The 13438-nt window shown below is 71.9% G+C and carries 13 protein-coding genes and 1 pseudogene; 3 read left to right on the forward strand and 11 right to left on the reverse strand.

Features of this window, described 5'->3' with window-relative positions; translation table 11 throughout:
• Position 1 precedes the first annotated feature (1 nt).
• Entirely contained in the window at positions 2 to 1000 is a 999-nt protein-coding gene (locus tag OG381_RS40530; protein WP_327720949.1) for an LLM class flavin-dependent oxidoreductase, read from the reverse strand.
• A 49-nt stretch (positions 1001 to 1049) separates the two neighbouring features.
• Positions 1050 to 1691 (reverse strand): annotated as a pseudogene (locus OG381_RS40535) (GTP-binding protein); the annotation flags it as partial.
• A 140-nt stretch (positions 1692 to 1831) separates the two neighbouring features.
• Here OG381_RS40535 and OG381_RS40540 point away from each other — a divergent pair.
• Positions 1832 to 2323, forward strand: coding sequence for a phosphatase domain-containing protein (locus tag OG381_RS40540; protein ID WP_327720950.1), 492 nt, complete (start codon positions 1832 to 1834; stop codon positions 2321 to 2323).
• 10 nt (positions 2324 to 2333) lie between these two features.
• Here the strand turns inward: OG381_RS40540 and OG381_RS40545 are convergent, their stop codons facing one another.
• Genes OG381_RS40545 through egtA form a run of 5 tightly spaced genes read right to left on the reverse strand, consistent with a single transcriptional unit; the run spans position 2334 to position 6945 of the window.
• On the reverse strand, positions 2334 to 2555 hold the full coding sequence (locus OG381_RS40545) for a dodecin (RefSeq protein ID WP_327720951.1): 222 nt from the start codon (positions 2553 to 2555) through the stop codon (positions 2334 to 2336).
• A gap of 43 nt (positions 2556 to 2598) precedes the next feature.
• Complete coding sequence (gene egtD / locus OG381_RS40550) at positions 2599 to 3561, reverse strand: L-histidine N(alpha)-methyltransferase (protein WP_327720952.1); 963 nt, start codon at positions 3559 to 3561, stop codon at positions 2599 to 2601.
• Complete coding sequence (gene egtC, locus OG381_RS40555) at positions 3558 to 4349, reverse strand: ergothioneine biosynthesis protein EgtC (RefSeq protein ID WP_327720953.1); 792 nt, start codon at positions 4347 to 4349, stop codon at positions 3558 to 3560. Before egtC ends, egtD begins: the two co-directional genes overlap by 4 nt.
• A complete protein-coding gene (gene egtB, locus OG381_RS40560; RefSeq protein WP_327720954.1) occupies positions 4349 to 5659 on the reverse strand; it encodes an ergothioneine biosynthesis protein EgtB in 1311 nt (436 codons plus the stop codon). Before egtB ends, egtC begins: the two co-directional genes overlap by 1 nt.
• Positions 5656 to 6945 carry an ergothioneine biosynthesis glutamate--cysteine ligase EgtA gene (gene egtA / locus OG381_RS40565; protein ID WP_327720955.1) on the reverse strand — a complete coding sequence of 430 codons (1290 nt, stop codon included), beginning with the start codon at positions 6943 to 6945 and terminating at the stop codon, positions 5656 to 5658. The genes egtB and egtA overlap by 4 nt, the downstream gene beginning before the upstream one ends.
• Before the next feature lie 276 nt (positions 6946 to 7221).
• Between egtA and OG381_RS40570 the strand changes: the two genes are divergently transcribed.
• Complete coding sequence (locus OG381_RS40570) at positions 7222 to 8037, forward strand: TIGR02452 family protein (RefSeq protein WP_327720956.1); 816 nt, start codon at positions 7222 to 7224, stop codon at positions 8035 to 8037.
• On the opposite strand, the gene OG381_RS40575 is transcribed toward OG381_RS40570, so the two are convergent.
• The 4 genes from OG381_RS40575 to OG381_RS40590 all read right to left on the reverse strand — a co-directional run bounded on the left by OG381_RS40575 (position 8022) and on the right by OG381_RS40590 (position 11801).
• Positions 8022 to 8468, reverse strand: a complete 447-nt coding sequence (locus tag OG381_RS40575) for a type II toxin-antitoxin system PemK/MazF family toxin (protein WP_327720957.1) — start codon at positions 8466 to 8468, stop codon at positions 8022 to 8024. The two genes, OG381_RS40570 and OG381_RS40575, sit on opposite strands and share 16 nt — an antisense overlap.
• 42 nt (positions 8469 to 8510) lie before the next feature.
• Complete coding sequence (locus OG381_RS40580; RefSeq protein WP_327720958.1) at positions 8511 to 9995, reverse strand: SPFH domain-containing protein; 1485 nt, start codon at positions 9993 to 9995, stop codon at positions 8511 to 8513.
• A 133-nt stretch (positions 9996 to 10128) separates the two neighbouring features.
• Positions 10129 to 10347 (reverse strand): hypothetical protein, encoded by a 219-nt coding sequence (locus OG381_RS40585; protein ID WP_171139045.1) that lies wholly within the window; start codon positions 10345 to 10347, stop codon positions 10129 to 10131.
• A 26-nt stretch (positions 10348 to 10373) separates the two neighbouring features.
• Positions 10374 to 11801 carry an amidase gene (locus OG381_RS40590; RefSeq protein ID WP_327720959.1) on the reverse strand — a complete coding sequence of 476 codons (1428 nt, stop codon included), beginning with the start codon at positions 11799 to 11801 and terminating at the stop codon, positions 10374 to 10376.
• Between the two features lie 248 nt (positions 11802 to 12049).
• Between OG381_RS40590 and OG381_RS40595 the strand changes: the two genes are divergently transcribed.
• The gene (locus tag OG381_RS40595; protein ID WP_327720960.1) at positions 12050 to 13429 is read left to right on the forward strand and encodes a glycoside hydrolase family 43 protein; all 1380 of its coding nucleotides are present in this window, start codon (positions 12050 to 12052) and stop codon (positions 13427 to 13429) included.
• Positions 13430 to 13438 lie beyond the last annotated feature (9 nt).

Below are 13438 nucleotides of genomic sequence, written 5' to 3' on the forward strand. Positions count from 1 at the left end.
TCTAGTCGGAGACGATCGAGGCGAGCCGTCGGTAGGAGTCCAGCAGCGCGTCACGGTCGTGGCTGCTGGTGGTGACGAGGACCTCCTGTGCGCCCGTCTCCTTCAGCACCGTTTCCAGCTCGTGCGCCACCTGGTCCTCGGTGCCGGCGATGTGGCCGGTGAGGCCGGACTCGTAGAGGTCGCGCTCCTTCGCGGTCATGGTGAGTGCCTCGACGCGCTCGGCGGCCGGCAGGGGCGGGAAGGTGCCGTGGGTGCGGGAGTGGGCCATGGACCAGGCCTCCGGGACCAGGAGGCGGCGGGCGTCCGCGGGGGTGGCGGCGACCGCGATCGTGCCGGAGATCACGACGTACGGTTCCGGTGCCCAGGGGGAGGGGCGGAAGTGGGTGCGGTAGTGGTCGATGCCGCGCTGCATCCGGTCGCGGCCGCGGAGGTCGCCGATGACCATGGGCAGGCCGGCGCGGGCCGCGATCGCGGCGCCCTCGCCCATCGCGAGGACGAACGGGGGCACGGTCAGACCCTCCGCGGGGCGCGCGTGCACACCGGTCGGGGAGGTGCCGCGGAACCAGCCGAGCAGTTCGTCGAGCTGGCCGGCGAAGTCGTCGGCGTCGTCCTTGCCGCGGCCCAGTGCCTTGCGTACGCCGTCGGTGAAGCCGACCGAACGGCCCAGCCCCATGTCGATGCGGCCGGGGAAGAGGGACTCCAGGACACCGAACTGTTCGGCCACGACCAGCGGCCGGTGGTTGGGCAGCATCACACCGCCCGTCCCCACCCGGATCGTCCGCGTCGCCGCGGCCACGGCGGCGGCCAGCACGGTCGGGGCGGAACCGGCGACGCCGGGTACCCCGTGGTGCTCCGAGACCCAGAACCGGTGATATCCGAGCCCCTCCAGCTCCTGCGCGAACCGCACGGTGTCGCGCAGCGCCTCGGCGTTCGAGTGGCCCTCGCGGGTGCGGGAGCGGTCGAGGACGGAGAAGCGGGTGGCGGTGGTCAGGTGGGTCACAGGGAGTTCAACGCCGGGGACGCCGTGACATTCCCGGCGTCACCCGGTGTCAGTGGACGGACACGGCGTGTTCCTGGGTGGATACGGCGTGTTCGTGCTCGCAGGTGTCCTCGATGCCGTACGTGTCCCAGGCCGGGAAGGGGTCGGCGCCCGGGACGCTCTCCTGCGGGTCCATGAGGCAGGCCGCTAGGGCGCTGTGGAGTCGCGCGGCCTCCAACTGTGTGCCGATGAAGACCAGTTCCTGTGCGTACGGCGCCTCGTCGTCGCGTGCCGCCGACGGTTCGAAGCGGGCCACCGAGCCGGCCTGGGACCACAGGCCGGTGACGTGGGGGCGGCCGGCCAGGGTGAAGAAGCCCTTGGAGCGCAGGACGCGGCCGTACGCGCCGCTGTCCAGGTGCTCCGTGACGAAGGACCACAACCGGGCGGGGTGGAAGGGGAGTTCAGAGCGGAAGACCGTGGAGGAGACGCCGTACTCCTCGGTCTCCGGGACGTGCTCGCCGTTGAGTTCCTGGACCCAGCCCGGCGCCTGCTGTGCGCGCTCCAGGTCGAACAGGCCGGTGCCCAGGACCTGTTGGAGGTCCAGGCGGGCGTGGCGTGCGTCGACGATCCGGGCGACGGGGTTCAGGCGGTGCAACGCCGCCCGCAGCCGGGCCGCGGCGTCCGTGTCCACCAGGTCGAGCTTGTTGAACATCTTCCGCTTGGGGACAGCCATGACAGGGACCTCCTCGGTGGGACAGCGAGCACCGAGGACGCTACATGAAAATGGATCCCATTAACAATTGGCTGCGGAGGGGCCTCCCGCCTCCGCCTGCGGGTTCTAGGGTGGAGTGCGTGACCGACAGCAGCAGACCGCCCCTCGCCGTGTTCGACCTGGACAACACCCTCGCGGACACCGCCCACCGGCAGCGCTTCCTGGAGCGCATGCCCCGCGACTGGGACGGCTTCTTCGCCGCCGCGCCCCAGGACCCGCCCCTGGCGGAGGGCATCGCCCTGGTCCTGGAGAGCGCCGAGGAGTGCGAGGTCGTCTATCTCACCGGCCGGCCCGAGCGCTGCCGACAGGACACCCTCGACTGGCTCGCCGCCCAGGGACTGCCCGAGGGGCGTGTCCACATGCGGCGCGACAACGACCGCAGGCCCGCCCGGCGCACCAAGCTGGAGACCCTCCGCCGGCTCGCCAGCACCCGTGAGATCCGGGTGCTGGTGGACGACGACGAACTGGTCTGCGAGGACGCCGAACGGGCCGGGTTCACTGTCGTACGTGCGCGCTGGACCGCCCCCTCCGCCGCGCTGAGGACCGCGCAGGAGCGGGAGGGGCGGACCTGAGCCGGTGTCGCTACTCCGAGTCCGACTCGTCCAGGCGGAAGCCCACCTTCAGGCCCACCTGCCAGTGCGCGACCTGTCCTTCCTCGATCTGGCCCCGCACCTGCGTCACCTCGAACCAGTCGAGGTTGCGGAGGGTCTGTGAGGCACGGCCGATGCCGTTGCGGATGGCCTGGTCGACGCCGTCGGGCGAGGTGCCGACGATCTCGGTCACCCGATAGGTGTGATTCGTCATGGCTCCACCGTGCCCCAAGTGGCGGCGGAGCGCGAGCCGTCCGTCACCGCACCGTGCTCAGCGACAGCGCGAACCGGCCCTGCTCGTCCGTCCACCAGTGGTCCAGTTCCAGTCCGGCGGCGGACAGTTCGGCCCGCACGCCCTCCTTCCGGAACTTCGCCGAGACCTCGGTGTGCAGCTCCTCGCCCGCCGCGAAGTCGATGGCGAGATCCAGCGTCGGGATCTTCACGGTCTGCGCGGTACGGGAGCGCAGCCGCATCTCGATCCACTCGTTCTCCGCGTCCCAGAGCGCCACATGGTCGAAGGCGCCGGGATCGAAGTCGGCACCCAGTTCGCGGTCGACGACGGTCAGGACGTTCTTGTTGAACGCCGCCGTCACCCCGGCCGCGTCGTCGTACGCCCTGACCAGTGTGTTCTCGTCCTTGACGAGGTCCGTGCCGAGCAGCAGGGCGTCGCCGGGGGAGAGCAGGGCACGGACCGAGGTGAAGAACTCCGCCCGCTCGGCCGGCAGCAGATTGCCGATCGTGCCGCCGAGGAACGCCACCAGCCGGGGGCCCGGCGTCCCGGGCAGGGCGAGCTCGGCCGTGAAGTCGGCGATCAGGGCGTGCACGTCCAGCCCCGGCCGCTCCGCGATCAGCGCGTGCCCGGCCTGCGTGAGGGCGCTCTCGCTGACGTCGACGGGCACGTACGTGTGCAGGTCGTTCAGCGCGTCGATGACGTACCGCGTCTTCTCCGAGGAGCCGGAGCCCAGCTCGACGAGGGTGCGGGCGCCGGAGGCCGCCGCGATCTCGGCGGCCCGGGCGACGAGGATCTCCCGCTCGGCGCGGGTCGGGTAGTACTCGGGCAACTCCGTGATTCGGTCGAAGAGTTCGCTGCCGTGGGCGTCGTAGAACCACTTCGGCGGCAGGGTCTTCGGGGTGCGGGTCAGGCCGCGCAGGACGTCGGCGCGCAGGGCGGCCTCGGTGGCGTCCTCGGGCAGGGTGCGGGTGAGAAGGAACGGGCTCACGTACGGGGCTCCTTCGACGGTGCGATGGCCGAGGCGGCGTCACTCGGCTCCTTCAGTGGGGTGAGCAGTACGTCCGTGCGGCTCGCCGCGAGCAGGGTGTGGTCGGGGACCTCCTGCCAGCGCGGATCGTCGTCGTAGGGCTCGGAGGCGACGACCGTGCCGCGGGAGGACGTCAGGTACCACAGGGTGTCGCCCCAGGTGGTCGCGGCGATGGTCTCGCCGTTGGTGAGCAGGAGGTTGAGGCGCGAGCCGGGGGCGGCCTCGGCGACCTCCAGGACCGTGTCGGCCAGCGCCTGGCTCTCGTCGTCGCCGGCGCGGAGGCGGGCGAGGACCAGGGCCCAGACGAACGCCGAGTCGTTGCGGGCCTCCATCGCCAGCAGGTCGGCGGCGGGCAGGGTCGGGGTCAGCGGTGCCAGGGAGCGCGGCCAGCCCTTGACCGCGCCGTTGTGGCTGAACAGCCACGACCCGCTCGCGTACGGCGCCGCGGCGGCCTCGGCGTCCGCGCCCGCCAGCGTGGCGTCACGGACCGCGGCGAGCAGCGCCGAGGTCCGTACGACGCGGGCCAGGTCCGCGAAGGACTGGTCCGCCCAGATGGGCCCGGCCCGGCGGTAGCGGGCCGGCGCCGGGTCGTCCTCTGCGTACCAACCCACCCCGAAACCATCGGCGTTGACGGTGCCGTGGCGCTGGTGCCGGGGCTCCCAGGACTGGCGGTACAGACTGTGCGGGGGCTCCGTGAGGAGCCGCCCGAGCGGCTCCTCGTGGCCCAGATACGCCAGGTGACGGCACATCAGACGCCCTCCGCGGAACGGGCGGTGCGGAAGCCGGAGAAGATCTGCCGCCGGATCGGGTAGTCCCAGTTGCGGAACGTGCCCCGGCAGGCGACCGCGTCGACGGCGAACGAGCCGCCGCGCAGCACCTTGTGCTCGGGGCCGAAGAACACCTCCGAGTACTCCTTGTACGGGAACGCCTCGAAGCCGGGGTACGGCTGGAAGTCGCTCGCCGTCCACTCCCACACGTCGCCGATCAACTGGCGCACCCCGAGCGGGGATTCGCCCTCCGGATAGCTGCCCGCCGGGGCCGGGCGCAGATGCCGCTGGCCGAGGTTGGCGTGCTCGGGCGCCGGGTCGGCGTCACCCCACGGGTAGCGCGTCGAGCGGCCGGTGGTGGGGTCGTGGCGGGCGGCCTTCTCCCACTCGGCCTCGGTGGGCAGCCGCCGCCTGGCCCAGCGGGCGTACGCGTCGGCCTCGTACCAGCTCACGTGCACCACGGGCTCGTCGGGCGGCACGATCTCGGTGACGCCGAAGCGGCGGCGCAGCCACTGGTTGCCGTCGCGCCGCCAGAACAGCGGGGCGTCGATGCCGTGCTGCCGGATGTGGTCCCAGCCGGCCGGCGCCCACCACCGGTCGAGCCGGTAGCCGCCGTCCTCGATGAACTCCTGGTACGCCCCGTTGGTGACCGGCGCCGTGTCGATGTAGAACGGCGCCACCTCCCGCCGGTGCGCCGGGCGTTCGTTGTCCAGCGCCCACGGCTCGTCGGAGGTGCCCATCATGAACGGGCCGCCGGGCACCAGGACTTCGGCCGGCCCGGTGTGCAGGGGCGCGGGGTCCGGGTCGGGGGCGGTCAGGGCCTGGGGGCCGGTACGGAGCTGATGGGTGATCAGCATCGTCTCGTCGTGCTGCTGTTCGTGCTGCGCGACCATCCCGAAGGCGAAGCCCGCCTCGGTGAGCCGCGTGCCGTGGAACGCGGTGGACTCCAGCAGGTCCAGGACCCGTCCCCGCACCTCCCCCGCGTAGCGCCGGGCCTCGTCGGGCGGGAGCAGCGGCAGCTTCGGCCGTTCCGCGCGCGGGTGTTCGAACGCGTCGTACAGGCCGTCGATCTCGGGCCGCATGGCCTCGCGCCCCGCGACGTTCCGCAGCAGCCAGAGCTCCTCCTGGTTGCCGATGTGCGCGAGGTCCCACACCAGCGGGGACATCAGCGGTGAGTGCTGGGCGGTGAGGTCGGGGTCCTCGACGCAGCTGGTCAGCAGCGTCGTGCGGTCGCGCGCCGTGGTGAGGGTGTGCAGCGCCCGGACGCGGAGCGTCTCGGCGTCGTCGGTCATGAGCGGAGGTCCTTCCCGTGCAACCGGTCCAGCAGATCGTCGGCGGGGCAGCGGCCCTGGCGTACGTACCGCTCCAGGTACGCCGCGACGGCGTCCGTCACCTCGGCGGTCGCGCCGAGCCGGGGCAGCGCGTCGAGGGCGGCCGTGAAGCACTGGACGGCCACGTCGTGCAGTTCCGGGTCGCCGAGGCCGGTGCGGGCCGCGTCGAGCCAGAGCGGGTTGTGCGGGGCGGGCAGCCCCAGTGCCCGCTCGGCCAGCGGTTTCACCGCGCGGTAGGCGGTCTCGGCGGCCTCGGGGTCGTCGAAGAGCGCCGTCGTCACGGCGAGCGGCACGATCCAGCCGTCGTCGCCGGGCTGGGCGTCGATCATGCGCAGCTCGAGGTGGCCACGCGGTCTGATCGGCGGGAACAGCGTGGTGAGGTGGTAGTCGAGGTCCTCGCGGGTGGGCGGCCTCGGGGTCGCGGAGCGGGTCCAGTCGCGGAAGGTCATGTGGTCCGGGACGTCCCAGGCGCGGTCGTCCTGGCGGATGCACATCACCGGGGCGTCGAGCACGTGCCGCGCCCACGACTCGCGCGGATCCCCCTCCAGCGGGGGAGCGCCCGCGCGGCCCGCGCCGATCTCCATCCACAGCAGCTGGCGGGTGGAGACCCAGCCGGTGGGCTCGCGGCCGGCCAGCGGGGAGTTGGCGAACGCGGCGACCAGGACCGGGCCCAGCTGGTGGGCCAGCCACCAGCGCCGCCCGTGCCCGAGCGGCCCCGGCTCCTCGTAGCCGGCGTCGAGGCACACCTGCACGGAGGCGGAGGTGCACATCATCGCGCGACCGGCGGGGCCCGTACGGTCCAGGCAGGCTTCCATGGCGTCGTAGCGGGGTTCGCGCAGATACCGGCGGGGTGCGTGCCAGGGATCGTTGCCGACGCCGACGAGGCCGAGACCGTGCTCGGCGAGCGTCGCGCGGACGGCGTCCAGGTCGGCGGAGACGGTGCCGATGCACTCCGTCAGGGAGGCGGCGGGCAGGGAGCTCAGCTCCAGCTGGCCGCCGGGCTCGACGGTGAGCGCCGAGTTCAGCGGAACGGCCCGCAGTGCGGCGTAGGCCGCTTCGAGCCGTTCGGGTGGGACGGGGAGCTGCGGCAGGCGCAGCTCGTGGACGAGCCATTCCACCTCGACCCCGACGGTGCGGGGTGGTCCGGTCTTGAAGCAGATGCCCCGGACAAGGGCCTCCACCTCGGCGGCGGACAGAGCGGTGCGGGGCTCCGTACAGTCGCTACAGTCGGTAACCGAATCGGACATGTCGGGATCCTCCTGAGATTCCACCATGCCGCCGGCCCGGATGATGTTGGCCGGACCGGCATAACTCGTCCCACCCAAAACCCTCGCGGCGAATCGCACAAGAGTGCATTTCGTCGTAATCAGGGCTGACGATCTCCGTTTTCGCTCCGTTCGCCGGGTGTTCCGAGGCCCGGAAACTCCGTTGCACCGTATGACCAGCATCGCCCAGGATGCCTGCATGAGCACGACGGGGGAGCGCGCACGGCGCGCGTTCACGGCGCCCACGGGGGTGGCGCCGTGAGCGCGCGCCTGCGGGGCATCGCACAGCAGACGGAGCAGATCGTCGAGGCGGGGTTCTATCACGCCTCCGACGGACGCGAGGTGTCCATCGCCGCGCAGTCCGAGGCCGCACGGGCCGGTACGCGGATGTACGGGCCGGATCCCGTGCCCGTGCCGGAGCTCCCGCACATCGACACGCTCGTCGAGGTCACGGGCGAGAGCAGCCTGGAGGCCGCCCGGCGGCTCGGCGGGGTGCCGGCCGTCCTGAACTTCGCCTCCGCCCGTAACCCGGGCGGCGGGTATCTCAACGGCGCCCAGGCCCAGGAGGAGGCCCTGTGCCGCGCCTCCGCGCTGTACGTCTGCGTACGCGAGGCCAGGGACTTCTACGACCACCACCGCGCCCACCGCGACGCGTTCTACACGGACCGTGTCATCCACTCACCGGCCGTGCCCGTGTTCCGGGACGACCGCGGCCGCCTGCTGGACGAGCCGTACACCGCCGGCTTCCTGACCGCCGCCGCGCCGAACGCGGGCGTCGTACGGCGTACGGTGCCGCAGCGCACGGCCGAGCTGCCGCGCGCCCTGGCGGTGCGCGCCGAGCGGGTGCTGGAGGTGGCGGCGGCCGAGGGGTACCGGCGGCTGGTGCTGGGCGCGTGGGGCTGCGGGGTGTTCCAGAACGACCCCGCGCAGGTGGCGGGGGCGTTCCACGCGCTGCTGGGGCCGGGCGGGCGGTTCGCGTCGGCGTTCGAGCACGTGGTGTTCGGGGTGCTGGACCGCACGCCCGGCCGTGTGGTGCTGAGTGCTTTCGAGAAGACCTTTCAGGTCCAGCCGTAGCGCTCGTGCAACCGCTGCCTGACCAGGTTGAACCGCATCCGGTCCAGCGCACAGGCCTCCCGGCGCATACCGTCCTCGTGCAGGCGCAGGACGCGGTCGACGGCCACCCAGGAGTCCCGGCCGGTGCGGTCCCAGGGCCCGCTGCCGATCGCCACCCACTCCCGGTCCCCGTCATGGCGCTTGCTGGACAGCTGCACGGCGAGGAACGTCCCGGCCGCCTCCCGGGCGACCACGAGCACGGGCCGGTCCTTGCCGCGGCCGTCGTTCTCCTCGTACGGCACCCAGGTCCACACGATCTCGCCCGGGTCCGGGTCGCCGTCGTGCGCGGGTGAGTACTCGGTACGCACCCGGCCCACCTCGCGGGGGTCGGCCTCGGTGGTGGCGGTGGCGCCGGAGCGGCCGGGAACGTTCTCATCGGTAAACGCAGTCACGGGGGCACCTTAGAGGCTGCCCCCGTGATCGGACGTGACGGGTCACTTGTCGTCCATCGGCACCTTCTGCGCCGAGGGCGGTGTCGCGATCCCGTTGAGGGACGAAGTGCCCGCCGGTTCCTGGCCGTTCTGGTTCATGGACGCCAGCAGCTGACGTGCCAGCCCCAGCCCGGTGCCGCCCATGGTGAGCGCCTTGGCGAGCATGTCCGCCATGCCGTCGGCCCCGTTGAGAACCACCATGTTGTCGACGCTGCCGAACGCGGACGCGCCCGCCCTGACGATCTCCGGCCAGTTCTCGGCGAGTTGCTGCGCGACCACCGCCTCCTGGTTCTCGGCGAGAGCGGCGGCCCGTGCCTTGATGGCCTCCGCCTCGGCCAGACCCTTGGCCTTCGTCGCCTCGGCCTGTGCCAGACCCCTGGCCTGAGCCGCCGCGGCCTCCGCCTCACCGGTGGCCCGGGTCGACGCCGCCATGGCCGTACCCCGCGCCTTGGTCGCCTCGGCCTCGGCACCCGCGGCCGTCTTGACCCGGGTCGCCTCGGCCGCCGCCGCGAGCTCCGTCTCCTTCGCCTTGGCCTCGGCCGCGGAGATCCGCGCGTCCCGCTCGGCCTCGGCGAGCGTGCGCTTCTCGTAGGCCTGGGCGTCCGCAGGCTTGCGGACGTCCGCCTGGAGCTGCTGCTCCCGCCGGTTCGCCTCGAGTTCGGCGATCCGGGTCTCCTGGACGACGACCTCCTGCCGGGCCGCGGCGTCCGCGAGCGGACCGGCCTGCCGCGCCTTCGCGCCCGCCTTGTCCCGCTCGGCCTGATAGCCGGCCTGGAGGATCTCGCTGTCCCGGGTGGCCTCCGCCATCCGGGCGAACGACTTCTGCTCGGCCTCCGTGGCCAGCCGGTTCGCCTCCGCCTGCGCGATGCGGGCGTCCCGCTGGACGGCCGCCGCGTGCGGCATCGCCAGGTTCTGGATGTACCCGGTCGGGTCCTCGATCTCATGGATCTGCAGGGAGTCGACGATGAGCCCCAGCTTCTCCATCTCCGTGCCGCACGCGGCCCGGGTCTGCCCGGTGAGCTTCTCCCGGTCGCGGATCATCTCCTCGACGGTCAACCCGCCGACGATGGACCGCAGATGACCGGCGAACACGTTGTGCACCCGCTCCGACATCAGCTTCTGCTGGTCGAGGAAACGGCGCCCCGCGTTGGCGATCGACACGAAGTCGTCGCCCACCTTGAAGATGACCACGCCCCGCACCTTGAGCGGAATGCCCTGGTGGGTCACGCAGTCCACGTGCAGCTCGGTCTCGTTGAGGTCGAGCGACAGCTTGCGGACCGCCTGCACACCGGGCAGCACCAGCGTGCCGCGCCCCGTGACGATGCGGAACCCCATGCCTTCCTCGAGGCCCTCGGTCTTGTGCTTGGAGCCGGAGATGATGAGCGCCTCATTGGGCTCGGCCACCCGCCACATCATCTTGAACACACCGATCAACGCGAGGACGGCCACGACCGCGACCCCCGCAACGACGCCGATGACCATCGGCATTCGCCCCCTTTGGATGGTGCCCTTTCGGCACCGAACGAAGGGAGTGTGCGCCTTGCCGAGGCCGGAGGACAGACCCTTGCGGATCCTTGTCACAACCTTGACGCACAACGCTCTCACCTGCGGTGGAGCATGCTCAACTGTCGTACGCCGCCTGGACGTAGACGGTCCTGGGCGCCTGGTACTCCACCACCATCACCACGGTGCCCCGCTCGATGCGGTCCGTGCCGGTGGCCGCGTAGGCGAGAAAGTGCTCGGCACCGCCCCGCACGCGGACGATCACCTCGCCGACGAGCCCGGGCCCCACCGTTCCGGTGACCCGACCCATGAGCCCGACCATCGACGCATCGTCCATGGTCACAGGGTACGGGCCGAACGCCGTCACGCGGCCGGGGAATCCGTCGCGATCTCCCGCGCCGGCGGCCATGCCTCGTGCCAGCGCAGCTCCGCCTCCAGCTGCGCGGCCAGCGAGACCAGCAGCGGCTCGCTGTTCGCCGGACCGAGCAACTGCGCCCCGACGGGCAGCCCTTGGCCGACGAACCCGGCGGGGACATTGACACCGGGCCAGCCCAGCACGTTCCACGGCCAGGCGAAGGGACAGGCGGCGATCATGGCGCGGTCGGTGGCCAGTCCGCCCAGCTTCAGCATCGAGCCGATGCGCGGCGGGGGAGCGGCCGTGGTCGGCGCGAGGATCACGTCGTACGACGTGAAGAATCCGCCGATTCGACGGTGCAGGACCGCCTCGGCCCGCCGCGCCGCCCGCAGCGGTGCCCCGCCCAGCAGCCGGCCGAGGCGGGCGGCGTCCCGGGTGCGCCGGTCGAGCAGCGCGGGGAAGGGGGCCTCGCCGACCCGCTCGGCGAGCCCGACCGTGGCGCGCGGGATGAAGGTGAGCCCGATCTGCCCGTACGGGGGGTCGGCCTCCTCGACGGTGTGGCCCAACGCGGCGAGTTTCTCGGCGAGTTCGACGACCTTCGCCCGTACTTCGGGCTGGAGCCGTGCGGGCAGCGCGGTGAACGGCGGCTTCAGGGCGAGCGCGATGCGCAGCCTGCCGGGGTCGCGTCCGACGGCGCCCGAGGCGTCGACGGCGGGCGGCCGGTGCGGGTCGAGGTCGTGGTTGCCGCTCGCCGCGTCCAGCAGGAGGGCGGCGTCGGCGACCGTGCGGGCCAGGGTGCCGTTGACGGTGATGCCCTGGAAGGACTCGCCGCGCGGCCAGGTGGAGATGCGGCCGCGCTGCGGCTTGATGCCGACGAGATGGGTCCAGGAGGCCGGGATGCGCACCGATCCGGCGCCGTCCGAACCGAGCGCGGCCGGTACGAGGCCGGCGGCGACGGCGGCGGCCGAGCCGCCCGAGGAGCCGCCCGGGGTGTGCTCGGTGCTCCACGGATTGCGGGTGGCGCCGAAGGCGGGCCCCTCGGTGAAGGGCCACTGCCCGAACTCGCAGGTGTTGGTCTTGCCGACCACGACGGCTCCGGCCGCCCGCAACCGCCGTACGGCTTCCCCGTCTTCAGCCACCGCCGGGAACTCTCCCTGGCAGCCGAACGCAGTCGGCTCGCCCGCCACGTCCATGTCGTCCTTGACGGCGACGGGTACCCCGAGCAGCGGCCCGCGCGCTCCGGCGGCGAGTTGTCTGTCCGCCGCGTCCGCCTCGGCGAGCGCGGCCTCGGCCCGGACGACCCGGAAGGCGTTGAGGGACCCCTGGCTGGCGGCGATCCGCTCCAGGGCCTGCTCCAGGAGGGCCCGGGAGGTCACCTCCCCGGCGGCCAGCGCGCGGGCCGACTCCGCCAGGCCTGCGGCACGGTCGAGCGTCATGTGAACTCCTCCACCGTCGGAGCGCGTTGTCTACCGAACGGTAACCTGTGGAAGCGCTGTCCCGGAACGCTCGCGGCGGGGGCGGAAGTTCAGCGCACGGCACAGCCTTCCCACAGGGCTCACCAGGTCGTGCGCAAACCATTGACGCGATTCAGCCTCGCCCCTACCTTCTGATCGACTTTCCGAACCTCGTTCGGCATGTCGGACACCTGAGCCGCGTTGTTTGTTTGTCCGAGGGAGAGCCGCCCGTGACCACACGACCCCCCGCCCCGTCCCGTCGCACCCTGCTGCGTGCGATGGCGGCCCTGCCCGCCTCGGCCGTACTGATGGGCGGCCTGCCCGGCGCGGCCTTCGCCGCAGCCCCGCCGAGCGGCTCCGCGACCCGCTACACCATCGTGCCGTTCCTCAACAGCAACGACGGCACGGTCAACGTCTACCAGTCGGACGACGCCCTCGACTTCCGGCTGCTGCAGTCCTCGGCCTACACCCCGCCGAGCAACAGGATCCGCGACGCCAGCATCTTCAAGCACACCAACGGCTACTACTACATCACCTACACCACCCACACCTGGCAGGACGCCAGCACCACGATCGGCTTCGCCCGCAGCTCCGACCGGGTCAACTGGACCTTCCTGTACGACTACACGGTCCCGATCGCCAACCTGTCCCGGGCCTGGGCGCCGGAGTGGTTCGTCGACAGCGACGGCAGTGTGAACGTCATCGTGTCCTGCTCCGTCACCAGCGACGAGTGGATCTTCACGCCGTATCTGCTGAAGGCGACGAACTCCGGTCTCACCGCGTGGAGTTCACCGGTCGCTCTCTCCGGCATCGGCGCGAACCACATCGACACGTTCCTCGTGAAGATCGGCTCGACGTACCACGCGTTCACCAAGAACGAGACGACCAAGTACATCGAGTACGCGACGGCCTCCTCGCTGACCGGCCCCTACACGATCTCCAGGACCGGCGACTGGGCCGGCTGGGGCAGCTACCGCGAGGGCCCGGCGCTCGTCCAGCTCGACAACGGCGCCTGGCGGCTCTTCTTCGACGGCTACGGCGACGGCACCTACTACTACAGCGACAGCTACGACACGTTCGCGACCTGGTCCGCCCCGGCGGCCCTGCCCGTGGTCTCCGGTACGGCCCGTCACTTCACGGTGATCAAGGAGACGGTGACGGGCGGCCCGAGCCTGGCGAAGAACGTCACGCGCTCCTTCCGGTCGGCCAACTACACCACCCGCTACTGGCAGACGCAGTCCTCTCTGCTCAACCTCCCGGTGGTGACCAGCTCCAGCACCACCGCCGAGAAGACGGCGTCGACCTTCACCGTCGTGGCCGGCCTCGCGGACTCGGGCGGCTTCTCGTTCCGCGACTCCTCCGGCAACTACCTGCGCCACTGGGACTTCCGCGCCCGCTTCGACGCGAACGACGGCACGTCGACGTTCGCCAAGGACGCGACGTTCATCGCCCGCACGGGGAGCACGAGCGGCTCGATCCGCTTCGAGTCGTACAACTACCCCGGGTACTACCTGCGCCACTACAACTACCAGCTGCGGGTGGAGCGTTCGAACGGCACCGATCTCTTCCGGACGGACAGCTCCTTCCTGCCGGTGACCGCCTGGGCCTGAGCCGCGGAA

It is taken from the genome of Streptomyces sp. NBC_00490, from assembly GCF_036013645.1.
Lineage (GTDB): Bacteria > Actinomycetota > Actinomycetes > Streptomycetales > Streptomycetaceae > Streptomyces > Streptomyces canus_F.